Source organism: Flavobacterium sp. IB48, assembly GCF_016405855.1.
Classification (GTDB): Bacteria; Bacteroidota; Bacteroidia; order Flavobacteriales; family Flavobacteriaceae; genus Flavobacterium; species Flavobacterium ginsengisoli.
The window spans coordinates 1-25,377 of record NZ_JAEFCA010000008.1 but is presented as its reverse complement, the minus strand read 5'-3'; the positions used below and the strand labels follow the sequence as shown (position 1 = coordinate 25,377).

14 protein-coding genes are annotated in these 25,377 nt (G+C 33.5%); 6 read left to right on the top strand and 8 right to left on the bottom strand.

Annotated elements, in window-relative coordinates:
• Positions 1-5: 5 nt before the first annotated feature.
• The 6 genes from JC605_RS19985 (at position 6) to JC605_RS23795 (ending at position 10,456) form a co-directional block, all read left to right on the top strand.
• Positions 6-1,967: a site-specific DNA-methyltransferase gene (locus JC605_RS19985; protein WP_198857867.1), complete on the top strand. Its 1,962-nt coding sequence runs from the start codon at positions 6-8 to the stop codon at positions 1,965-1,967.
• Positions 1,968-1,982: 15 nt separating this feature from the next.
• On the top strand, positions 1,983-2,552 hold the full coding sequence (locus tag JC605_RS19980) for a GIY-YIG nuclease family protein (protein ID WP_198857866.1): 570 nt from the start codon (positions 1,983-1,985) through the stop codon (positions 2,550-2,552).
• Positions 2,553-2,571: 19 nt separating this feature from the next.
• Entirely contained in the window at positions 2,572-5,736 is a 3,165-nt protein-coding gene (locus JC605_RS19975) for a sacsin N-terminal ATP-binding-like domain-containing protein (protein WP_198857865.1), read from the top strand.
• The gene (locus tag JC605_RS19970) at positions 5,723-8,950 is read left to right on the top strand and encodes a helicase-related protein (RefSeq protein WP_198857864.1); all 3,228 of its coding nucleotides are present in this window, start codon (positions 5,723-5,725) and stop codon (positions 8,948-8,950) included. Before JC605_RS19975 ends, JC605_RS19970 begins: the two co-directional genes overlap by 14 nt.
• Positions 8,951-8,960: 10 nt before the next feature.
• Positions 8,961-9,599: a DUF4391 domain-containing protein gene (locus JC605_RS19965; RefSeq protein ID WP_198857863.1), complete on the top strand. Its 639-nt coding sequence runs from the start codon at positions 8,961-8,963 to the stop codon at positions 9,597-9,599.
• 719 nt (positions 9,600-10,318) lie between these two features.
• Entirely contained in the window at positions 10,319-10,456 is a 138-nt protein-coding gene (locus tag JC605_RS23795) for a PcfJ domain-containing protein (RefSeq protein ID WP_370569079.1), read from the top strand.
• A gap of 338 nt (positions 10,457-10,794) precedes the next feature.
• On the opposite strand, the gene JC605_RS19955 is transcribed toward JC605_RS23795, so the two are convergent.
• From JC605_RS19955 to JC605_RS19920, 8 genes are all read right to left on the bottom strand, one after another.
• Positions 10,795-13,032, bottom strand: coding sequence for a S8 family peptidase (locus JC605_RS19955; protein ID WP_198857862.1), 2,238 nt, complete (start codon positions 13,030-13,032; stop codon positions 10,795-10,797).
• A gap of 23 nt (positions 13,033-13,055) precedes the next feature.
• A complete protein-coding gene (locus tag JC605_RS19950) occupies positions 13,056-14,150 on the bottom strand; it encodes an AAA family ATPase (protein WP_198857861.1) in 1,095 nt (364 codons plus the stop codon).
• Between the two features lie 279 nt (positions 14,151-14,429).
• Complete coding sequence (locus JC605_RS19945) at positions 14,430-15,263, bottom strand: hypothetical protein (protein WP_198857860.1); 834 nt, start codon at positions 15,261-15,263, stop codon at positions 14,430-14,432.
• Positions 15,260-17,416 carry an AAA family ATPase gene (locus JC605_RS19940; RefSeq protein ID WP_198857859.1) on the bottom strand — a complete coding sequence of 719 codons (2,157 nt, stop codon included), beginning with the start codon at positions 17,414-17,416 and terminating at the stop codon, positions 15,260-15,262. Before JC605_RS19940 ends, JC605_RS19945 begins: the two co-directional genes overlap by 4 nt.
• A 53-nt stretch (positions 17,417-17,469) precedes the next feature.
• On the bottom strand, positions 17,470-19,260 hold the full coding sequence (locus JC605_RS19935) for a phospholipase D-like domain-containing protein (RefSeq protein WP_198857858.1): 1,791 nt from the start codon (positions 19,258-19,260) through the stop codon (positions 17,470-17,472).
• 46 nt (positions 19,261-19,306) lie between these two features.
• Positions 19,307-19,732, bottom strand: a complete 426-nt coding sequence (locus JC605_RS19930) for a hypothetical protein (protein WP_198857857.1) — start codon at positions 19,730-19,732, stop codon at positions 19,307-19,309.
• A 36-nt stretch (positions 19,733-19,768) separates the two neighbouring features.
• Positions 19,769-21,733, bottom strand: a complete 1,965-nt coding sequence (locus JC605_RS19925; RefSeq protein ID WP_198857856.1) for a Dyp-type peroxidase — start codon at positions 21,731-21,733, stop codon at positions 19,769-19,771.
• 8 nt (positions 21,734-21,741) lie between these two features.
• Positions 21,742-24,249, bottom strand: a complete 2,508-nt coding sequence (locus JC605_RS19920) for a pyruvate formate lyase family protein (RefSeq protein ID WP_198857855.1) — start codon at positions 24,247-24,249, stop codon at positions 21,742-21,744.
• Positions 24,250-25,377: the final 1,128 nt, after the last annotated feature.

Sequence of the window (25,377 nt, the reverse complement as noted above, 5' to 3'; positions counted from 1 at the left end):
CCAAGATGAAAGATAATTTAGACCTACAATCTACCGATATAATCAGCCTGAATATAGAAAAAATCGCTACCCTTTTCCCCAATTGCCTTACCGAAACTGCAGAAGGTAAAAAGATAGATTTTGATTTGCTGAAACAGGAACTCTCTACCGAAATAGTAGAAGGCAACAAAGAACGCTACCGACTGGAATGGCCGGGAAAACGCGAATCTATTGTTACCGCCAATTTACCAACCAATAACACCTTGCGACCGGTGCGGGAAGATTCTGTAGATTTTGATACCACCGAAAACATCTATATAGAAGGTGACAACCTAGAAGTGCTAAAACTCTTGCAAGAAAGCTACCTGAACAAGATAAAAATGATATACATAGACCCGCCCTATAACACTGGGAAAGACTTTGTATATAAAGACAATTTTACCAAAGCTGGCGAAGAAGAACTTTTTGAAAGCGGACAAAAAGACGAATACAACCAACGTTTAGTAGCCAACCCCGAAACCAACGGACGTTACCATTCTGATTGGCTTTCTATGATGTACCCAAGATTAAAACTGGCAAGGAATCTTTTGACAGAAGATGGTATTTTATTTATTTCTATTGGTGATGATGAGGTTCATAATTTAAGAAAGATATGTGATGAAATTTTTGGTGAAGAAAATTTACTTAGTCAATTCATCTGGAAAACAGACGGCAATTTTGATAACCAAGCAAAGGTTAAATACTGTCACGAGTACATATTAGCTTATTGTAAATTTATCTCTTCTTTCCCATCTCCCCCAACAATTGATCCCAGTATTAAAAGAGATAGCAAACTTTACAGTGAGGAAATAAGGAATACGATTGTAAAAAATGGCGCTGCAAATCCAATAAGTACTATTACTTTACCAATTGGGTTTCCCGCTGATTTTGATAATGGAGTAATTGACGCTAGAGATAATTGTTGGCCAAGATATTTAAATGATGCTGAAATTTCCGAGAGTAAACTTATAAAAGAAGCGGTTGTTGAAAGCGGTTGGAGTTCAAAAGCATTAGTGCAAGAGTATATTAATAATAATTTTGAGTCAATTTTAGATGCTAAAGGACAAATAACAAGATTTGTATTAACAAAAACAGGAGCTATTGAAGTTATTAAAAAGCGAAGTGAACATCAAAGTCACGTAATATCTGTAATAAGTTCTGTTGGAAATACTCAAAGTACAAGTGCAAAATTAAAAACAGAAGGTATTCTATTTGATTATCCAAAGCCAGTTGGTCTTATAAAGTACCTCACATCTATGAATGAAGGGAATGATTTTACAGTATTAGATTTTTTTAGTGGGTCTGCAACGTCAGCTGAAGCTATTCTAGATTTGAATTCAGCAGAAAATGGAAAGCGCAAATACATTATGGTACAGCTACCCGAAGCCACCGATGAAAAAGGTGAAGCCTATAAAGCTGATTATAAAAACATTTGCGAAATAGGCAAAGAAAGAATTCGTCGTGCAGCCAATAAAATAAAAGAAGAGAAAATAGAAAAGGCCAAAAAAGACGGTCTGTTTTCAGATTTTAAAGATGCGCAGGATTATGGTTTCCGTGTATACCGCTTAGATTCTTCCAATATGCAGGATGTGTATTACAAACCGCAAGATTATAACCAAGGTACGCTAGACCTTTTTGCAGACAATGTAAAAGAAGGTCGCACCGCAGAAGATTTGCTCACTCAGGTAATGCTCGATTGGGGATTGCCGCTTTCCTTGCCTATTGAACGCAAAACCATTTCGGGTAAAGAAGTTTATGCTGTAGCCGGAGATTCTCTGTACTGCTGCTTTGATGATGGTATTGATGAAGCTTTTGCCAAAGAAATTGCCAAAGAAAAACCCTTGCGTATTGTTTTTAGAGATAAAGGTTTTAAAGATGATACGGCAAAGGAGAATGTGAAGCAGTTACTGAAGCAGTTGAGCGGTGGGACGGAGATGAGGGTGATATAATTCTTGTGATTCAAAATGCTGGATATAATTATTAAATCTATTAATGAAACTGCTAAAGGTATAAATGAACATATTGAATATCCGACTTGTCCCGGGATTTATGCCTTTATGTTAAAAGAAAAATCTAATTTGAATGAATTTGAGACATCAAACCAAGTACTTTATGTCGGCATTGCAAAGCAGAGCTTGAAGAAAAGGGATTTAGGAACTCATTTTAGGAATACGAAAACAGGAATTTCAACTTTAAGAAGGTCAATTGGAGCAATATTAAAACAAGAATTTAATCTAACAGCATTTTCTCGAAATGGAACAAATAGCAAGAAGGAAATTTTAAACTATAAGTTCAATTCAGACGGAGAGCAACTTTTGACAGATTGGATGACTGAAAATTTGATAGTTGGATATTGGAAAGATCAAGATTCAATTTCTTATTCAAAGTTGCGCAATTTGGAGGAAGAAGTGATTAAATTTTTGAAACCAACTTTAGATTTAGACAAACGGACAAAGAGATATAACATTTTTGCAGATAAACTTGATGGTTTAAGAATGATATGTAAAACTGAAGCTAGTAGCATATTTAAATAAAAAAACTAAAACTAATAACTTGGAGAAAATAACAGAAGCTCAAAGAAAAAGAGAATTACAGCGTAGTGATAGTGAGGCTAGAGATATCATTCATGACATTGATAAACTAAACACATTTCCTGAAAACAAAAAATCAAGGTGGGTATGGGAATTACTTCAAAATGCTAAAGATGTTGCTGCTGAAAATGGTGTTGACGTTATATATGAACTTAGGGATAATCAAATTATTTTTTCACACAATGGAACACCTTTCGAAACCGAACATCTGTTAGCAATATTATATAAAACATCAACAAAATCATTAGGTGGTGATGATGGAACGACTGGTAAATACGGTACCGGCTTTGTTACTACTCATATTTTAAGTAGAAAAATAGTGATAAACGGTGTACATAGAGGAGAAGATCTTTCTTTTCGGAGATTTTCACTAGATATTGATAGAACTGCTGCAGCATTAGACGAATCTGAGGCTTTAGAGGAAATGAGGAAGTCTTTATACAATGCATTTCAACAAATTGATAAAATTGCAGAGAATCCTTCACAACATATAAGCGATCTGTTTCACTCGTTTACATATTCCTTATCCATTTCCTCAAAAAAATATGCGATCAGCGGATTGGAAGAATTGGAAAAAAATATTCCATTTGTACTTTTAATAAATAAAAAGGAGAAAAAACATATCAACTCCGTAACAATTATTAGAGATGGAGTAAAGAATGTTTTTCAAATTAATCCTATCCAAAGCTCTATAGATGGATTAGATTACATTGAGATCGGAAATAATTCTGGTATTTTATACAAAGAATTAGAATCTATAATTTTTGGACTTCCTGTTATCAATCATAATGGAAGATATAGTTTAGAAAGTATTTATGGCAAGTCAGTATTGTACAAAGAGTTTCCGCTAATTGGTTCTGAAAACTTCCATTTACCTGTTTTTGTACAGCATAAAAAATTCAAGCCAACAGAAGAACGAGATGGTATCAGAACAAAAAAAGAGGATGAGAAAACTGCAGATTCGACAGCTGATAATAACCGTCGCCATCTGAAAGAATTTATTGATGAGTATTTGAAGTTTATTTCGATTTTAATTGAATCAAACTGTAATAATTTACATCACTTAGCGCTATCTGGATTACCTGAATTTATAGAGAAATATCATAATGAAGATTGGTATTTAGAAAATATACAGATGCCAATTAGAAGCTTAATATCAGAAAAAGCTATTGTTAAAAATGCAAACGGAAATTTCAGTCCAATTAAAGAAATTAGATTTCCAATAATTGACTTAGCGACTGACGGAGACTTTTTTGAATTATTAGAGGAATTAATGCCAAATAAAGTTCCATCTTCCGAAAGCTTAAACGACTGGAATAAAATTATCAATCAAGAGTATCATAATTGGAATGATGAAGTTACAATTTCATTAGAGCAATTGCTTGAAGGTTTACCTAATTCTATCGACTTGACAAATCCGGAAACGTATCGAAAACTAAAAAAAGTTTATCATTTTTTAGAAAGTAAGAATTCAAAATTAGGAGAATCTTATCCCATTTATCTAAATGAAAAAAATGAGTTTAAAACTAGACTTGATGTTTCTCAATATCCGGAGATTGATGATGAAATAAAGTTTGTTTCAAAGCAACTTGGAAAAGATTTAGATGATGAGTTTTTAAATAAACGATTAGGCAAAATAAATGATATTAAAGAATTTAATTTACCTGATTTTTATAAATCACTTAATTCAGATGTTATTAGTCCACTTAAAATTGAAGATGCGACCGACGAAAAGATTAAAGCGATTCTACACATCAATTCACTGTTTAAGACTGACAGGGCGACAAAAAGAGAAAACTGGTTAGATATAATAAAAGAACTAATTCCTGAAAAAATAAATGAAAAGAAAATAATTTCAATAGACTATGAAAACTATCATTATCCCGCAGAATTATGGACAGCAAAATATTTATGCTGGTTGATTGAGAAGGAAGTAACATTAAACTCATTTAATTCTACCTATTTCCAAGATGAAGATTCTGCGTATAATTGGTTAAATAAATTTATAAATTATATAAGTCAATCAAGAGATGATATTAAAGGGTTTTTGACTAAATATAAAATTATTCCTGTACAGGACGGTAATTTTGTAGCTGATTCAGAATCTATATTCAAAGAGGATGACTCCAGATATTTTGATGAAACCTTAAAGAGTATCGTTAAAGATAATTGTCAGTTTTCTGTGAAATCCTTTTTGATTTCCAATAAGTTAAATATTTTAAACTATAGAAAAGCTTCAGTTTCAATTATCACTGATAAAATAGATAACTTATTTCTTGATGTTAATATTCAAACAAAAGTTTCGAAAGATGGTGAGCTACATCAGGTTTTTTTAGAAATTAATAGCTGGTTTGAAAAACATTCAGACGCTTCATTTTACTTAAAAACATTTGCTTCAAAAAGAAATATGTTATATGTAATTTCTTTAGGAGATGGCTTTAGTAAGCAAATAATGGCTTTAAAAGAATCTGGTAAATCTATGGAAGATATTACTGAACTAGCTAAGATAAACCTGACCACAACAGAAATGCAAAATCTTGCTCATGTAGCAAACGAATTGGGAACTGCGGAGTTACTTCATAAGGCAAATGAACTTATAAAATTACGTGATCAAAGAGTAAGATGGAAGCAAATTGGCACATCAGCGGAAGTTGCATTCAAAAGTGTATTTGAAGGTTTAGAACTGAACATTGAACTTTCAAATCCAGATGTTGGAAAAGATTTTGAACTTATACTAAAAACTAATAATTATTCAATAGAGATTAAAAATGTGATTGAAGGTAAAGAAATTGTGAGAATGTCTATACTTCAAGGTAGAACTGCTGTTGAACAAAAGGAAAATTATGCTTTATGTGTCATGACAAGACCTAATGATGATATTGAAATAAGTCCAGAGTATTTTATTGAACATGCAATGTTTGTTACAGATATTGGAACACAGATCGGAGATAAAATTAAAAATTGGGATGAGGGCTTGATAAGTTTATTACAAAATGAAGATATCAAAGTAAACTTAGATAATAAAACAGAAACTGTTTATATTAACAGAAGTATTTGGAAAAAGGGAATTCCTTTTGGTGAATTTATTAAGATAATAGAAACTTTATTTGCAAATGAAACTCATTGACAACATCAACAATCGTCTCATAGATGACTTAAAAGAAAGCATCAAAAAGAAAAGCAAACTTTCAATTGCGGCTTCTTCGTTTTCGATCTATGCTTTTGAGGCTCTGCGAAAAGAATTGCAACACGTGGATGAACTGCGTTTTATTTTTACTTCGCCAACTTTCTTACAGGAAAATCTGAAAAAGGAAGTTCCGAAGTTTTTCATTCCGCATTTGTTTAAAGAAGCCGATTTGTGTGGAGGTGAGTTTGAATTGCGTTTGAGAAATCAATTGACCCAAAGAGCCATTGCCCAAGAGTGCAGCAAATGGGTAAAAGAAAAAGTAACTTTTAAATCTAATAAGCAGGCTGGTTATCCAATTCCCGGAATGATCCACACCCAAAATGATGGATCAGATTTTTCCTGGACCAATGTAAATAGTTTTACGACTGCTGATTTGGGTGTTACTCCCAAAAAAGGATTTCCAACATTGATTCAAAAAACAGATTTCCCAAACAGCCAAGAGTATCTGGATTGGTTTAACCAGATTTGGGAAAATAAAGAAGATTTGGAAGAAGTCACTAAAAAAGTGCAGGACTATTTTGAGAAAGCCTTTAAAGACAACAGTCCGGAATTCATTTATTTCATCACACTTTATAACATCTTCAGTGACTTTTTAGATGATCTGACTTTTGATAACTTGCCAGATGATAAAGTTGGTTTTAAAGATTCGGTGGTTTGGAACAAGCTTTTTAATTTTCAGAAAGATGCCGTCATTGGTGCTATCAACAAACTTGAAAAATACAAAGGCTGTATTTTGGCAGACAGTGTTGGGCTAGGAAAAACTTTTTCCGCATTGGGAGTGATTAAATATTATGAAATGCGTAACAAAGACGTACTTGTTTTGTGTCCCAAAAAGCTGGAAGCCAACTGGAATACCTACCGTCATAATGATAAAAATAACATTTTAGCAAAAGACCGCCTGAGGTATGATGTGCTGTTCCATACCGATTTATCTCGTGAAACGGGAAATAGCAACGGTCGAAATCTGGCAAATGTAAATTGGGGTGCATATAGTTTGGTTGTGATAGATGAGTCGCATAATTTCCGCAATGCAGGACTAACCTATTCGGAAAAAGAAAACCGTTATCAGGCCTTGTTAAGAAAAGTAATGCGCGAAGGTATTGAAACCAAAGTGCTGATGCTTTCAGCTACCCCAGTAAATAATAAGTTCAATGATCTGAAAAATCAATTGGCATTGGCGTATGAAGGCGATTCTGAGTTGATAGATGAAAAATTAGATACAGCTTTAGGAATCGACAGGATTTTTAAAAGGACTCAAAAAGCATTCAACGATTGGACAAAAATGGATTTGTCTGATAGAACCACAGAGAAATTATTGGATATGTTGGATTTTGATTTCTTCGAAATTTTAGATTCCTTGACCATAGCGCGTTCTCGAAAACATATTACTACCTATTATGATACCAGCGACATTGGTAAATTTCCAAAGCGAAATAAGCCTGTTTCAATTGAATGTCCCTTAACAGAAGATCAATCGTTGACTTATGTAGAAGTAGCTGAACTATTAAGCCGTTTAAATCTTTCTGTTTATACCCCGCTAAAATATATCTTGCCAAGTCAATTGCCAAAATATGAGGAACGATATGACAAAAAGACCAAAGGAGCAAAACTTACACAAATTGACCGAGAAAAAAGCTTAAAGATTTTGATGCGTATCAATATGCTCAAACGTATTGAAAGCTCTATTGATTCTTTTAGAATTACAACCAATGGTCTTGTGAATCAGATAGAACAAACCATAAAGGCTTTGTCAAAAGAAGGATTGGACGACCTTATTAGTCCGCAATTTGATACCCAGGATGAAAATTTTGATTGGGATTCTAATTGGGGCGATGAAGAAAATGTTTTTGGAAAAAAGGTAAAGGTTCACTTGGCTGATATTGATCGAAGACAATGGAAAGAAGATTTAGAAGAGGACTTACAAACACTCAATGAACTTCTAAAAAAAGTAAATACAATTACACCTGAAGTGGATTACAAACTTCAAACCATTATAAAAAATATTACCAATAAGATTGAAAAACCATTTAACCAAAACAATAGGAAAGTAATTGTTTTCACTGCATTTGCTGATACTGCTGATTATTTATACAAAAATTTAAGTACACTTTTTAAAGATAAATTCAGAATCAATACTGCTTTGATTTCAGGTTCTAGAAGAGTTACGACTGCTAAAACCATCCCTACAGAATTAAATACGCTTCTGAGTTGTTTTTCCCCGGTATCGAAGGATAAAGAATTATTATTTCCGACAATCAATGAAGAGATCGATATTTTAATTGCAACAGATTGTATTTCCGAAGGGCAAAATCTGCAAGATTGCGATTATCTTATTAACTATGATATACACTGGAATCCAGTTCGTATTATCCAGCGTTTTGGGAGGATTGACCGTATAGGCTCTAAAAATGACGCTATAACCTTGGTCAATTTCTGGCCTGATATGACTTTGGATAATTATATCAATTTGAAGCAACGTGTAGAAGATAGGATGCTAATTTCTGATATGGCCAGTACAGCAGACGATAACATCTTGAAAGAAAATCAAAAAGATTTAGAATATCGTAAAATTCAATTGCAAAAATTACAAGATGAGGTAACAGATTTGGAAGACCTGCGAGAGGGAATTGATATTACCGATTTAGGACTTAATGATTTTAGGATAGATTTATCTAATTTTATTAAAGAATATGGCGAAATGGTGGATATTCCTGAAGGTATTCACGCTGTTGTTCAATCAACTGAAACCTTAAAATCTGGAGTAATTTATGTTTTAAAGAATATCAACGAAAGTATTAATATTAATAAATTAAACCGATTACATCCTTTCTATTTGGTTTATATCAACAATGAAGGAAAGCTTTTATTCAATCATATTGATTCAAAGAAAATCCTCGATGCTATTCGAATGTTAAGCAAAGGAATTAAAGAACCTATAACTTCACTATGCGAGAAGCTAAATGTAGAAACTGATGAATATCACAATATGTCTGCCTATTCAGAATTGCTCAAGAAATCTATTTCAACAATTTTAGAAACTGAAGATGAGAAAGAAGTACTGAGCTTATTTAAATCAGGAGGTACAAGTGTAATGAAGGAAAAGTTTAAGGGAAGTGAGGATTTTAAATTGATCTCATTTTTAATAATAAAATAGATTTGTAGCTATGTTTAATTTACCTAAATCTACTTTTGTAAAAAAAATTATCCCGAAAAATGCTTTTGATTTTTATACCAATACGAAGCAAAAGAAAGTGTTTACGGAAAAGATATTACGGATTACTTGGACAAACAAAGTGTCATTAGATACTATTAATATTTCAGGTAAAGAAGTAAAAGAAATTTTGTTTTTTGAAGTCGAATTAAAAGATAAATTTGAAGCCAAGGATTTATTGACAATCATAGACAAAGCAATACCATATAACATAATATTTGTTGTTAAATATCTTGATGAATATTATATCTCAACTTCTGCAAAGCATATTCATCCGTCTAATGAAGATAGTGCTGTTATTGATTATACTTTTAAGTCATGTTGGCTAGGTTTAATTAATCAACCTTATACAATAGAATTAAAAAATAACTTGGATTGGGTATTTCAAAATTTTTGTGAGCAGTTAAAATCAACAAAAAGTAATTTTTCTTCAATTAAAGAACTAATTGAAAAAGAAAAAAGAATGGATTCAATGGCCAAGGAAATCGAGCAAATTAAGTCAGAAATTAAACGTTGCAACCAATTTAATAAAAAAGTTGAATTAAATATTCGGTTGAATGAATTGACCAAACTATTAGAATCAAGCAATTAAAACTTGAAAACAAATGAACGCAATCAAAGTTACCCATAAACCCACAAAATGCCAAACTGCGACAACACGACCGTGATAGAAATCGTGTGTATAGTCATTCCACCGAAGAAGCCTACCAGCTTTCTGAAGAAGGCAAGTTGATTTTGGATGGCTGTGTTATTTTAGGCAATACCCCAGATTGGGAATGTGTTCAATGCAAAACATATATGCAAACTAAAAAGAAGCAAAAATTGGAGCATCTTGTAATAGATTTATCACTCCTTTTCCTGCAAAAATATCTGATGGTTTTAATAGTTTTTTTTCCTTCTTAAGTTTTGTGGCAGAACAGTGGCACATGAGTATATTTAAAACTATAAATTTAGTCAAATCAAGTGCTGACGAGTTTAGGTTCTATATTACAAAGATTTTTTTACGCAGTAAAATATTTAAATTGACATATTTGAATCTAGGTGCAAAATCGGTGCATTCATTTATAACATACAACTTAAAACTCTGTAAAAAAAACAATTTAAAAGCTTAGGTTTCGAAACATTACTATACTAAGTGTAGCAAAAAAACATCTTAACATTTTCTGTCTTTTTTTTGCCATCCAGTTCGAACTATTGTTCTTTAATTTTCTCGCGATGATTTTTCCCCCATTGGATCACTTCCTCAACCAATGGTTTTAAGCTTTTACAGTAAGAAGAAACAGTATATTCTACAAATAAGGGCGAGGTTGCATTTTTACAAATGAATATTACAAAAAGAAAGATTCGTTGATATTTTCTGCGAGAATTGATAATACACCAGTTGAAACCATAGAGATTTCACCCTCAAAAATGGAAATAACCAAATGCCGTGGTTTGAAAAATAAATAATCACAGCATCATCAGCTCATTTTAAATCTTATGAACAAAAACCTTTACCAAATTCACTCACGAATGAAAAAGAAAGAAGTAGAAAAATCGTAAAAGCGGAAAAACCGAAGAAATTTTCGGTTTTTCCGCGTAGTATTCAACAAATTTAAAAAAATTAAATTAAAGACTAATTAGTCACTAAATAACCTTATCAGCAGTTACTAATAGACATTATCAATCTAAATATAGTACTAACTATGTATTGTGCTATTTGCTAACAAATTATATGTATTCAATCTTCAAGAGACAAATGACACTGATACATATAAGATGACAACAATTTTTATTTTGAAATACTTTTATGTACGTATTGGAATATCTATAATAGGCTGTAGCTGCTCCAGCTGTGTAGCATATCTCCTTACCACCTGATCATATAAATCCTTAACTTTTGGAGCCTCAACTGTTACGACTAATGCATAATCTAATTCCTGTACCCTTGTATCGTTATGTCCTTCTGCCCGAGCATTGTAGTGAATATCAAAAAGAGGCTCATCAAGTGAACTCCCCTGAAACCTACCTTCATAATGCATACAGTTTTCCCATTTAAAAGCATCTATTCTCAGATCTTCTTCGGTTTCAAAACCTTTCCTAGCTTTCGCAAAAAAAGGTTTAGTTAAAGCATGCATTGGCTCAGCTTCTCCCTCTTCCACTTTACGTTTCCTATTTTTATTTGGTCGAAAAAACGGTTCCAGACCGCTACGAGTATAATTGTCAGGACAATGAGGATCGACAGGTGTGGCGTAACATAGAGTGGCTTTTATTTTTACCATTCCAGAGATAGGTCCTGGCGGTAAAGGTATTGGCGCCCTTAAATATTTTGCCGCACTAATTCTACCCTGATAAACCACTCTCATTACATGATCCTCACATATCACTATACCTTCTAAATCTCTTGCAACTCGTCCCCATCCGACTTCAAATTTTGGAAGCTCAGAAGATTCAGAACTATGGATAAGCAATGTTCGAATTGCCAACGCATTCAATGAACCTCCAAAATGAGCTTTAATTCCAGATGCTAGTCTTAATGTACTAGGAGCTGCAAAACTAGTTCCTCCCGTCTGCAACAAGTTAATTCCATCTAAATCAGTTACGAGAAAAGGTCTGCCAACAGAACCACCGAAATCAACTAGATCTGGCTTAATAAGTCCTGGGCTTCTCCCTGGCCCGATTGAACTGTAGGATGCTCTCTCCCAAAATTGATCAGGTGTATCACATGCCCCTATTGCCAATGCATTTACACAATCTGAAGGAACTTGAACTCTATTAGCATTTATAGTAGGGTCCCCTTCACCATCATTACCAACAGCAACTGTAGCAAGAATTGAACCTTTTGAAAGAAATTCATCAAGTACAGCTGTCCACGCATGTACCTCATCATCATCGATTGGCAAACTTGGACCTAAACTTAAATTTACAAAATCATATTCCGAAGTTGATAAAACATCAATAATTCGATCCAGAACATCATAAAGTTCATAAGGATTTTGACCAGGAAGATTATCTAATACTCGATAATGATCAACATAAGAATATGGTCTAGGCAATACTTTTCCCGGAATAATGTGTCCAAAAAGAAAGGCAGAAGTAACACTCACACCGTGTTCTTCTAATTCAGGAGCAGAGGGACCACAACCGCTAGTATCATAAGGTGTAGCCCATTTACAAATAGGATGATCGTCAGGAATACCTCCATCAAAAATAGCAGTTTTTATATTCGAATCCAAAGGAGTCAAATCATGGTACAGTACTTTTCCACTACTGATGCCTGAGGATCTAAAAATGGGTTTTAACAACCTTAGAGAAGGCATTGTGCGCACAACTCTAACAAGGCTAAATTTTGCAATATCATTTGCTAATGAAGAAGGGGCTTTTAACTCGACAAAAATTAATTTCCCTGCAAAAAATCTTTTATCAAAAGAAGCTTCAACACCTAACGAATGTAGATATTTTTTGAATGCTATAAGATATGCATTTTCTAAATGATCTTCAACTCCATGTAGAACAATTTCAAAAACGGATTCGTTTTTATCCGAAGTAATACTTTTAAGTTTATCTTCAGAATCTAAAAAATTGATTTGCTCGATTTCTACAATTTGATTAGCCCCAGGCATTGTTTGATCCCAAGTATTAAATTGGTTTGCCCATCGTATAAAAGTTGCTTTTTGACCTACCACAAATAATTCGGTAGTACTTGCTGATAAAGGCTCTCTATTTTTACTTTTCTTTTCAGGAGTTATAGTCCTTTTTCTGCTACCAATTGACGTGAGACCTACCGAACGCAATAATTCAGTTGGATGGTAGGACTTAGCTATGTATTCGGGATTTAAAGTTATTGTCGCTACTGTCAGTCCTCCTGGACAAATATCATCTGGCAAAGATCTTACTTTATCAGCTAAATTATCAAGCATAGGCTGGAGGCGCTCTTTTGCTTCATAAAACGTGTAGGGACTTTCTTTTGCCCCTCCACCAGACGGTACAATTACAGGCTCCGTAAGTCGCTCACCTTTACCTAATAAAAAATTTCTTTTGCTCATGATTATTTATTTTAAGATAACTATTACTTTGTCATTTTCTTTCTTATTGTCTCTCTTGCGACACCTGTTAATTCATGAGCTTGTCTTTGCGAAAACCCACCTTTGGTTATTAGTTCTACTGCTAATGATAATTTTTTAGAATGGTTTAAATCACCAGAAAAAAGCTGTTTTTTAAGCTCATCAATCAATAACGAATCATTTATTGCCGAAGATTTCCTAGCAAGATTAATCAATCTCTCAACCTCACTAAACGATTTGCCTGTATAGGCTATTCCAAAAATCTTTGCCCATTCCGGCGATATACTAGAATCACTTTGCAATAAAATACCAACCATTGAAGCAATCTGCTCTTCGGTCGGGTTTTCAAAATTTAATATCATTTCGAAACGTCGCCAAACTGCCGGATCAAGTAAATCAGCATGATTCGTCGCAGCTATTAGCAATCCTGAAGATGGCCAATCATCAATTTCTTGCAATAGAACGGTAACTAACCTTTTTAACTCGCCTACTTCACTGTTATCATCCCTTCTTTTTGCAATTGCATCAACTTCATCTAATAATAATACACAGTCAGTATTCTTTGCATAATCTAAAACAAATCTAATGTTATTGCCAGTCCTACCTAAGAAGCTACTCATTACAGCGGTCAGATCAAGAATTAATAATGGTAAACCTAGCTGATCTGCAAGCCATCTGGCCGCCATTGTTTTACCTACACCAGGGGGACCAGTAAACAACATTGATTTTGTTGGCTGTAATCCATGTTTAAGCAAAGCTTTAACTTTTTTCCTTTCGCCAATAATCTGTCTTAAAGAATTCTCAAGAGTTTCCGTTAATATTATTTCATGATCCAGCTTACCTTTTTCAACTCGCAACAATTGTAATCTTGAATCCAAATCTACTGGCAAGGGGCTCTCAGATTTTTTTCTTAATGGTGTAGCTCTAGTCGGAGACTCATTCAACAACGAAACTAAGCCCTCTGCTAAATCAGGAAAATCCAATTTTAAATTCTTGGTTGCACGATGAATTAGCAAATGTATATCCTGAGTTCTTCCTGTCAAAGCAATCCTTGCCAACTGAAGAAAATCATTAGACAATCTATCTGTACTTTTTGCCATAATATTTTATATGTTTGTTTTTTTTTCTTCCACAAATATATAAAATCCAACAATATCAACAATATAAAATGGAAGATTTTTAAACATGTAAATAAAAAATCTTCCACTTACCGTTATTGCTTTGCGTTTAGCCTTTAAAATTTCTCCAATTAACTAAATTGCTTAAAATAGAAATAAAGTGATTTCAATTGAAACCGCTACGTTTTTAATAGTGCTTTAAAGTAATCTAATTTTTCATGTTTCTTTTTAATTATATCCACGCTAAGTACAATCATCTAACTATGATAGATTATTATCTTCTAGAAATCTATTAATAAAAAACCGACACATGCCTGCATACACAGCCTTACCATCTGCATATTCCATTAGCCTATTAAACTCTTCTGTAAAAATATCTTTTTGCACTTGATCATTAACGTCTCTATTTAGTCTTTCGAGCTCCCGCATTACGCATTTTATTTGACCAAATAACTTAAGCATTTGCACTTTGCGTTCTTTCACAAGTAGAGGTCGCTGTAATACATACACATTGACAGAAGCTATTGCTTTGTTTGTTAAAGGAATAATCACTGCTTCAGTATTTTCATAATTAAAATGAATACGAGGATCATCTTTACATGGATCAATAAGTAGCCTGGAATTTTCTTCAGTTGTGAATACCAAATCATGATCTTCATGATTTATAAGACGATCTGCTTCAGAAACCAGCGGAAATTGATCCAACTTGCCATAACCATTTTCGTCAGTTTCTCCATAAAGTATATGTTTCCTTCTCTGATTACAATGTTGACAAGCCAAAAACAAATTATCCCAATTATTAGCCAACCAATAATAGCCCGGTGTAGCAGGATTTTTTTCCTTGATACGTCCCTTTGGCCTGAAATGCTCTACATCACCATCATATACAGCTCCATAAGAACTTTCACAATAGGCACATTTTACAAAAATTTTCTTTAGTTCGTCCTTAACTTTTGTATCGTTATACAGCTTAAATTCAAAAGAACCTTCATTTTTATTAGTATAATGCTCAATAGCCCTCACAGTTTCCTTAAACCATTTCCCATTTTGGTCCACCAAAAAATCTGGTGCCGGTGTTCGTACAATATTAATCATAAAAGATCTTTATAGTCATTTTGAATTAAATTTTTAATAAAGGCAACAGTCTCTTCTTTAATGGTCTCCTTTGCTTTAAATCCTTCTTCTCTTATCTTTTTAGCAATAGTAGTATCAATTGCTTCAAAAAGCACCTGCTCTCGTAAGTTATTACCAAGAAGCCGTTTCCCATTTAGTTCTTTGCGCAACACTTCAATCTTTGCTTGATCGTCATAATTAATATTATCAGTTTGTTTACTTAACAAGTCATAATACTCCTCAAAACTTTTCTCAGCATCACTATCCATTACATCTATTAATCCGAATAAATCAGAAGTCAACAATTGCTCTACACTCATAGCACTATGATCTGGGAGCAATTTTTTATCTAGACATTGTACCTGAAATTTCTTATCTCTTACCATTACAACTACCTCACCATGGGACAGACCCCTAAGACATAAAGGCTCGTGCGAAGTAACAATAAACTGCAGATTGGGAAATGCATTTCGTAGCGAACTGGCAATTTTGGCTCGCCAACGAGGGTGCAGATGATTTCCAATCTCATCAATAAATACAATACCGTTTGCATTATGATAACCTGCCAAATCTGAAGATAAAGTTTGCATTATATCCGAAACGAGTGCCACCACAGTCTTATACCCATCACTACTATCTTCTAACTCATTATCATTTTTATAATGAATAATATTAATTGTACCTTCCTTACGATACAGTTTATCATCTCCTTTTAAAGCCAGAACATCATAAAACACTGGTACAACGCGATTTAAAAATTCATTCTCCTCTAGGTTACCAAGCCATAAATTGGGATCCTCAAGGGAGGTAGTATAATCAAATAGGTTCCTTACGTTGGTATAGGGTTCTTTCTCATAATCAGGAACAATACTTTTTTTTGGAAGTAGTCGTGTTGAGCCATATGACATGATATAAGTAGGTGGCTCATCAATATTGGAATCAAAACCGCTAATATTTAAATTAAGTTTAATAGGATCATCACTTTCATAACTATGAACAGTTATACTACCTTCGGATTCCCCTCTTCTTAAAAAATCAGCAACATCAAGATCTAGTTTTGATAGTTGTTTTCTACCACACAGTGCCAGTGTTAGAGCTTGAAGTATAGAACTTTTACCTATACCATTATCCCCCAAGACCAGAAGCCACGCTTCTCTCTGCAATTCTTCATTTTTATTGCCATTGGGCATAATATCTATAGTCAGTTCTTTTATAGATTTAAAATTTATAATAGTAAACGATTTTATTGAAAACCTTTTAAATTCATTAAACTTTTCAGTGATCTCAGCTAGTTGCTCATCACTGGCCGTTTTTTGATTTATAGATCGAGTCACTTGGGAACTATTATTTTCCACTTTTGCTTTTAAAGCTTCCCACTTTAAGATATTCTGCTCATACCACTTAGCAAAGACTGCCCTTTGGACAGCAGTATATTCAACGCTAGTACCTGAATATAAATCATTGACATATCCAATTAGGGATGACAACAATTTATAATTTACACTTTTAGATTCCAAAAGTTTAAGTTTAAAGAGTAGTTCTTGCGCTGCCTTATTCCTTTTATCCTGTAAAGGTTGTCGGTTAAGCCCTAAAACCTCTATTGTAACTTGTCCCTTAGGCGTCAAGGCAGAAACAACTCCATCGGCAGAAAATGCCAAGTGCTCTTCAGGATTTTCTAGACAAGGATCAATGAGCATCGCTCTTTCATTTAACAATTCAACTCCTTTAGCTCTAATTGGAGCTCTCAAGTTCTCATCTTCTAATGGAAAAAAATCTCTTTTATATTTTACCCCACAAGTACTGCAACTTAACATCATATTATCCCACTCATGATACAACCACCAATAATGTGTTGAAGCGTATTTTGCCTTATCTAGTCCTCTAGCACCGCTTCTAGGACGAAATGAATCCAATATACCTAAATCGGAAACTCCTAATTTTGTTTCACAATAAACACATTTTTCATGAAAACTGTACATTAGACATTCCTTTATTTCTCTATTAAATCTATCATCAAAACGCAGTCTTTCTTGCCTATTGTCATCTTTAAAACTTTCTTCTAGTTTTATTCCCGCCTCAATAAAGCGAGGATTTTCAAAAAAGTGAGGAATAGGACCTCTATTCAATTGTATCATTACTATATATTTTAATAAAAAACATGGATTGATTTCTTCTCAATCATTTAAATTTAGAATCCTTCCATTTTCGTAAACATTTCTACTCTTTTAAATTTTAAAAGACCTGGTTTATATTTTTCAAGCCAGCGATCATCATGATCCAAAAACGGACTTGCTGTATCTACTTGTTTTCTTTTTTTAGCATTATTATAAACAGCTCTAAAATAAAAATGATGAAAGAGACGATTGAACTCTGTAAAATAAATATCTGCAACTCTTTTATTACCTCTAATAATAATCATATTTTCATCATTGCTATTGGTGGAAGCATCACTAAAATTAGCTGATCCAGTCACCACTTTTGGATCATTGCTCAATGGATCTACCAACATAAATTTAGAGTGAATGTAGGCAACATGTTTATTGAGTCCAAGCCCTCTGTTTGAAGTTTCACGAGTCCATTGGTATAATTCATCCTGTAAATATGCTCCCCAGGATTTATAAACATTTTGTTTAGCTCCAATATATTTAAATGGTTCTTTAAGCGGTTTATCTCCTGGCCCATCTTCTTTTTCGAGCAATAGAAAAGATATTGGTCCCTCTGGGGTATGATTTAGAAGATTGTCCTTAAACAATTTATTAATACCAAAAGCCAATGTTACACAAGCCATATTTTCTGCGGCACATAACATTTTTACGTAAGTCTCTAATATTGTTTTTCCATTTCGCGGACTAAAAACAGGAGTGATTCCCACAGGAATGTCATCCCAGGAAACGAAAGCAATATTGGTCTGTAATTTTTCAACTTCTTTTTTGTATGCTGGATTTTTAGATTTGTCCTCTTCGCCCCTTTTTTGACCGGGATCAGTACTTAACAGGTTCCAGTACTGTTCAAACTTTTTTGCTGTCTTTTTATTACGAATCCAATGTCCCACGTTGGTCTGGCCATGAATACCTCCTTCAGATATGTTTGTTGAACCGGTCCAAACCTGTGATGATATTTTACTTTTATCAACAAACACTATAAATTTATTATGTTGGATGTTATTCGGATTCGCTTCCCGCTGAATTACAATTCCATCTTCAGGCAATACTGAAATACCGGAAGACCTTAGCGCTTCTAAATTTGCCTGTCGTGGAAAACTCTCAGTATAATCACCTTCAGCATCTGCTTTTCCATTTTCTTTAGCGTCTATTATAAGTTTTACATTCACACCAGTGTCTATTGCTTTTTTGAATGCATTTAAAACAGGTGCATAATGAAATTCATAAAAACATCCCAACAAGGTATCACCACTTTTTGCCTGACCAATAAATTTTATCAAAGCATCGTCTAGTTTACGACTAAGCCATTCCATAGCTGCCTTTTTCATGACTGGATCTTCTATTTTATTTGGAGGAAGATTGAAAAATTTTCTACTGTAAGCCTGACTGCTTGCAACACCACGATTAAAGAAAATATCGTGTTCTCCTTTACTAAAAAGAGCTTCTGTTTTAATTGTTAAAGAAACGGCAGCAGCAGATCTGTCCAGGTGTTCAGGTGTTCCTTTTATTGGATAAAAAAGATATTCATATTCGTTATCATCATAACAAGTAAAATCATCCCATACAAAACTCTGTACAGGCTGATTATAAGTACTTACGGTTGTATTGGAAACTCCAACCGCAGGAACGGAATCTTTGAATACTTTAAATCCGTCAACAAATTTCCTTTCGCCTGTTTTTTTATTAATTCGCTCTACGGAGAACCCCAAAAGACCTTTTGTCTTTGCGTTCCTGAAGTCTATAGCAAAAGATATTGTATTTGTTCCCGATACTCCATAAACTATATATCCGTCTGTAATATTCGATTTTGCACGCATAATTGTAGTTATTAATCATTATTAGTAAATTTTCCATTTTAGATTGTTAAGTCTTAACGATTTTCCCATTAGATGTAATCGTAAAATATCTCATTTTGGACTCTTTACTACCTAATTTTTCTTTATAAAAAATTACTTGTCCGGATATAAGTTGTTTATCACCTTCTTTATTTGTTCTATATCCTAAATTCCCTGTAATTTCAAATCCAGTACTTTTCACCTGATAAATTTGTGTTTCAGTAATAAATTTAAAACCTGATTTCTCAATAGTTTTCACTTTAACCTGTACATAAGAGTCTCCTATTGCAAGTGTGTCAGAAATTGTAGTTTCTGTTCCATCTTTAAAACGTTCCTTAAGATTATCTGGTATTTCGATTGTTTTTGTAGTAAGTAATTTCTCTCCCGAGACTTTGCTGCACTCAACTAATAGTACTAATAATAATATGCTGATTGAATAGTAGACTTTTTTCATAAAGGTTTGTTTTTTTTAGTTATAATTAAGGTTATTTTATTTTTTTTGAAACAATAGCATCTCTCCTATATTATTTACATGGTAAGAATAAAACTCAATGGGATCTACATCATCTTCTAAGCTATGATTTATTCTTATTAACTCAATAAGGTCATTAGGCAAGCTATCTTTTATAAGCATGAACTCTTTAAGATTTTCAATATTATCATCGATTAGACGTACTCTGCGATAATTACCTCCAGCAAGATATTTTAAAACTACTTGGGCCTTTTTCTGAGCTACGGTACCCTCTTTTATATTGCCGGAACGTTCGACATACATTCTCGATGAGTCGATGTCAATACCATATTTCCTGAAGGTATTAAGAAATTTCTCCTTATCATCAAAATCACTTCTAGCGGTTAAAAATACAATACGGCTACCTTCTGAATTGGTTGTGATGATTTTAAGTATTTTTTTTAACTCTTCAATAACAGTATTGATTGGAACAGATGTATTAAGAAATATTTCTGCATTTCTGAATTCACCAAAATCAAAGGTTTCTCCCTGCTGAATTTGATAGGTGTTAAATTCCTGGTTGTTTAAAGTGTGTACTACTATTCCAGCTTTCACTACATTAATAGAAGCAAAAGTCCTAAAAATTGTTTCATCAATATCTACAAAAGTAATTCCGTATCCGTAGATGTGTTTTGGAATTGCATAAGGCTTCTTTATATATTCTTTAAACAATCCTGATCCAATAAAATCATTTGAATCCTTGCGACTTGGAGGACAAAAATAATACCCGCCATCAATACTATTAAGAATACCTTTTGCATATAGCGCATCAATACCAGTACCTGCAACGGGAAAATTAGGATTCATTTGCCACATATTAGTCACATGTTCAAATTGTCGCTGAATACTTTTCATGAAAGCAATAAAATGGAGCCCATTAATTGAATTTCCTTTTTCATCTACTCCATCAAAAAAAGGATATGGTCTGCGTAAAAATCTTCTTTCTAAATCATTTACTCCAAACAAATCTAAATTCGGACGTCTAGGTTGTACTTTTCTTATATGTGCATTGAGCGGTCCGTCTTTGGGGTCTTTAGGATCAGGATAAACAGGTGTTAAATTATTTATTCCTTCCTTGGTACGAGATAATGGCAAACTGCTATCTTTTTCTCGACCAATAATATTCTCCTGATCTTTTTTTGCAAATGCTTCCCATACAGGCATCATCTCCCGTATTTTCTTATATACCATGTAAGATCCTCCTATACACCAATCAGGTTCTCCACAATTTTCATCTACATATACTAATTTTTCAAGATCGATATTAGCTCTTAAATTATCAATGCCATCATTGAATCTAAGAAATTCTCTTGCATCGGGGCGACCGAAACCCTGCTCTACAGATTTGACTATAAATACTTGTTTAACGTAGTCACTTTCCACAATTTTTGCGAATTTTTTATTAACATATTCCGCAAAATAGCGCGTTGTAGCCACATTTATATATGGATGATCACTGGCAACTAAAATTAAAATATCACAAATAGCAGTTTTGGCATCAAAAGAATCACCTGGGAACTTTGGAATAAGTTTTAAGTTTTTAGGTATTCTAAAACTCAGTCCAAATCGATCGTTACCGTTCGGATCTATAAACAAAGAATGTCCATAACCCATTGTAACGGTAACTCTCCATGATTCTGGTATTTTTGTAAGATCCAGAGCCATAACATGACTTTTCGAAGGTGTTTTTGTCATTTCTTCATAAGCCATATCTGACAAAAGCTTAAACAATATTTTTAATTCTTTATTACTTTCTACATCTATATTTGCTTTGAGAATAGCAATATAATTTTGTTTGTCTACCAATCCTTTATACAAATTATAATCTTCTTCATTCTCCAAACCTTCAGGTGGTAGTAGCGGAAATCTTGGATCTGAGATGCCACTTTGATAAGGAGGCTCTATTATAGGCAACGGTTTGGATATATGTAAATGTTTTTCCATAATATTTTCTATTTAAATAAAGGTCTTCTTTTATGCTGTTCCTGTAAGGCTGGAAATAGGGATATAAAAAATTCTGTCCATCCTCCCATTCTAACTCTTAGAAGGTTATAATCGTCCGGATTCTGTTGCGCATTTGCCATAGTTTCAGGATCACTTACTGTTATTGTGAGCATATTTCCTCCATGTCCTTTCGCAAATGCTTCGATAATATTGGTTAACTCATCTATGTTAAAATCCTCTTTTATATTAAAGTCCGGAGGTGCTCCATCTGAAAGTAAACTAATTGAGGGGTCACAGTAACTTTCAAGTCCATCCATAAATTTTATAACAGGTGTTTGAGGTATACTCTGATCAGAATGATAAGGAGCCGGCGATAAATCAGATCCTATAGCATTAAAAGCATAACGACCGTCAGGTGTAGCTCCCACAAAAGAACCTGAAAAGTTGTATTGTTCAAAAGTTCCTACACCAGGCGCAAGAAGAATTTCAAATTCATGTCCCAGCTCGTGGTAACGATCTTTAAGCCGCTTCCAATCTTGTAGATGTATTTTTGCTTCTCTAACTTCTTGAAGATTATTATAAAAAGAATTTATAAGCGAATAGGCTAGCTCATCTACCTCTTTATTACCTTGACCAAACTTAGGTTGCGCAATACAAAGATTTCTAATTACTGCGATCCTTTCAGGTGTTAATGCCAAACCTGTAACTTCGTTTGTTTTTCCCCAATTCGTTCTCAGGCATGAAACAAGTTCTTCCAGGGTAAAGTTTTTTTTATTAAAGACTAATTCTTTAATTACATATAAAGAGTCAGTGGTCGTACTGATACCAGTCATAAGTGGTGAGAATAAATGATATCGTGCACCACCCCCGGCAAGATCCCTTCCTTTTTCAATACATCCATTAATCATTGCTGATAATAAAGGCGACGGTGAGACCTGTTCCTTGATCCCATACGCAGTCAAAACACCATGCAGAAATTTATGGCATCCTAAAAGCATATGCTGTTCTAATACATCCCAAAATTCATTGAATGTAGTAATTTCAGCCGATTGCTTTGACCGATAACTTGATTTACTTCCTCTTGAATACGTAGAACCTGAAGAACCAAATCCTGCGCCACTGTTGAGTGCTTTCTCTAAAATATCTAGTGCTCCTACAAAACCAAAACTAAATTCAGTTTCTCCTGCAAATAAGGTTTCATAACAGCCATCGCAAGCATAATTTCTTGCGCTTTTTAATTCTACATATCCTCCAGTTTTATATTGAAGTGCTGGTATAATTTTATCATCATTCATTAATATAGGATGTGCTCCACCACTTAGAATTGTTTTTGCAGCTGCTTGGAACAATTTTCTGTCACTTTTTGCATGGACACGCAAATCAAGCGTAGGGCTGTTAAGTGGCAATCTTCGTGCTGATTCAAGGCACATAAAAGTAAGATCGTTTACAGCGCACATAGGTTCAGAATTATTATTCGCAATAACTCCGCCTATAGTTACTTGTTGCATCCATTGGTTTATTAAGGCTCCCTGATCAAAATTACTTGGCCCGCCTGCACCCAAAAGCGCACCATCAGAAGAGGTAAAGCGATCTTCGATAAACCTTCTGTTTAATACTACTTTTTCATCCAGTTTAATCCAGAAACAATCTAACGCTTCTTGAGCTTTTTCTTGGGTTATTGTTCCATTTTTAAGATCTGCTTCATAAAAATTATCCAAAAGTTGATCCAGACGACCAATAGGTACAATTTCTCCTGTAAAATGCAAAGCACAATGTATAATATATATAGATTGCAGTGCATCCATAAAAGTCTTAGCCGGTTTTGCAGGATGTTCTCTAAGTCTTGTAGATATTTCTATCAAATTAATAGCTCTTTCATCTGTTGGATGAAAACTACGTGCAATGTCTGAAGCGTAATCTGCGTAGGCATTTACAAAAAACAATACACCATTTAAGGAATCTATTACTGAGGTATAAAATTGTTTTTTTGAGATGTCAGGTACAACAGATTTCTTTTGCTGACAATCCTCGATAATTCCCAGTATCCCTTTTTGAAGAATAGCTTCGTGATCTGGTACAATATGGCCAAAAGGGGACCATTCGTTAAAATAGCGCAGTTCCCAATATAATGTTTCTTCCTCTGTCAGATAACGTAAAAGTTCTTTGCCCTGCCCCACAGAATAAGGTGGCAGCGTTCCTATCAGCAATTCGATAGGATTTATCTCCATAGTTCCGTGCAATTCACGATGCTCCGGATCACATATGATTTCAAACATTTTTTTTATGGCAAGACCTTTTCTTTCTGCTACGGATAAAGCCATTATTTTATTTAGTTCATCTTTTTTATAATAATCAAAAAGATGTCCCATTTCTCCAAAACGAAACCATTTTGGTTTTGTATGCCATTTTTCGAATGTCTCTAACAAAAGATTACAAACTCTTGGCGTTGGACGGTCAATGTGGCCCTCAGGTAATGATTCGAGATACTGCCAGAACGATAGAATATTTTTATGCATTTATACTTATTATTAGGGAGTTATTAATAATAATTTAGCTATATCTAAATAAATTGAAAGGTAAAATATTTCTTATATTTACAGACAGTAGATTTAATAAAAATTGGCACGTAGAAATACGCTATTTTTCACATAAAACTCAAATTATAAGCGATTTAAAAAACAATAATTCATTTTTTAGTAAATCTTGCTTTTATTTACTTAAGTCTTGTTAGAGTAATTTGAAAAATTTTGATGTGAAAGTTTCATAAACCGAATTTTCTTTCGAATATTATTCATTCTCCTCCTTTTTCCGATAAGATTGCTGCCTCAATCTAATAAAGAAATAGAAAATCAAATTTTATCACTAAAAGAACTAATTTAAATTATAGAATGAGCGTGAATGATATCCTCCTACTCAACAAAATAAACTAACAAAAAAAGTTTTAAAATTTGCACTTTATATTTTGTGGCAGAATCGTGGCGCATGGAGTTTTTGAAAACCACAAATCCAGCAAAAACGATGGCTAAAAAGTTTAGGTTCGAAACTTTTAGAGAACGATATTTGGCATAATAAAATATTCAAATTGATAAACTAGATACTGGGTGCAGAATCGGTGCACCCAGATTCAATAGACAACTTAAAACATTGTAAAAGAATTACTTGAAAGCTTAAGTTCGAAACATTACTACCTCAAAAACTATTATAACAATTAGCAATCTAAGATTTGTGGTAAAATCGTGACACTTGATATTTTTGAAAGATAGAACCTCAGAAAAATAAGCTCTAAGAAGTTTAGATTGGAAACTTTTAGAAAACATTTTCCTAAGTGCACCTTTTTTAAGGAATTTCCGAAAAGCATCATCCATATTAAAACAAGACTTCCTTAATCTAGTGGCCTTAAAATCTAACTGATTCATCGAAAACAATGGAGCGTCTATACGTCTTTAAAAACCTACAAATCAATATTTTATATTCTTTTTTTTTTGTAAATTGCTTACTTAATAAAGTAATAATATAAATTCTTAAATTTATGAAAGCAGTACGTTATTTTGGACATAAAGAGGTAAGGGTAGTCAATGATTTGGAAAAGCCAGTTCCTAAAGGGGACGAAGTTCTCTTAAAGATTGGAGGAGCGGGAGTCTGCC

Bases quoted from the DNA above. Each gene is read 5' to 3' on its own strand.
- JC605_RS19985 (WP_198857867.1), top strand. From the start codon at position 6: ATGAAAGATAATTTAGACCTACAATCTACCGATATAATCAGCCTGAAT.
- JC605_RS19980 (WP_198857866.1), top strand. From the start codon at position 1,983: ATGCTGGATATAATTATTAAATCTATTAATGAAACTGCTAAAGGTATA.
- JC605_RS19970 (WP_198857864.1), top strand. From the start codon at position 5,723: ATGAAACTCATTGACAACATCAACAATCGTCTCATAGATGACTTAAAA.
- JC605_RS19965 (WP_198857863.1), top strand. From the start codon at position 8,961: ATGTTTAATTTACCTAAATCTACTTTTGTAAAAAAAATTATCCCGAAA.
- JC605_RS19955 (WP_198857862.1), bottom strand. From the start codon at position 13,032: ATGAGCAAAAGAAATTTTTTATTAGGTAAAGGTGAGCGACTTACGGAG.
- JC605_RS19950 (WP_198857861.1), bottom strand. From the start codon at position 14,150: ATGGCAAAAAGTACAGATAGATTGTCTAATGATTTTCTTCAGTTGGCA.
- JC605_RS19945 (WP_198857860.1), bottom strand. From the start codon at position 15,263: ATGATTAATATTGTACGAACACCGGCACCAGATTTTTTGGTGGACCAA.
- JC605_RS19940 (WP_198857859.1), bottom strand. From the start codon at position 17,416: ATGATACAATTGAATAGAGGTCCTATTCCTCACTTTTTTGAAAATCCT.
- JC605_RS19935 (WP_198857858.1), bottom strand. From the start codon at position 19,260: ATGCGTGCAAAATCGAATATTACAGACGGATATATAGTTTATGGAGTA.
- JC605_RS19930 (WP_198857857.1), bottom strand. From the start codon at position 19,732: ATGAAAAAAGTCTACTATTCAATCAGCATATTATTATTAGTACTATTA.
- JC605_RS19925 (WP_198857856.1), bottom strand. From the start codon at position 21,733: ATGGAAAAACATTTACATATATCCAAACCGTTGCCTATAATAGAGCCT.
- JC605_RS19920 (WP_198857855.1), bottom strand. From the start codon at position 24,249: ATGCATAAAAATATTCTATCGTTCTGGCAGTATCTCGAATCATTACCT.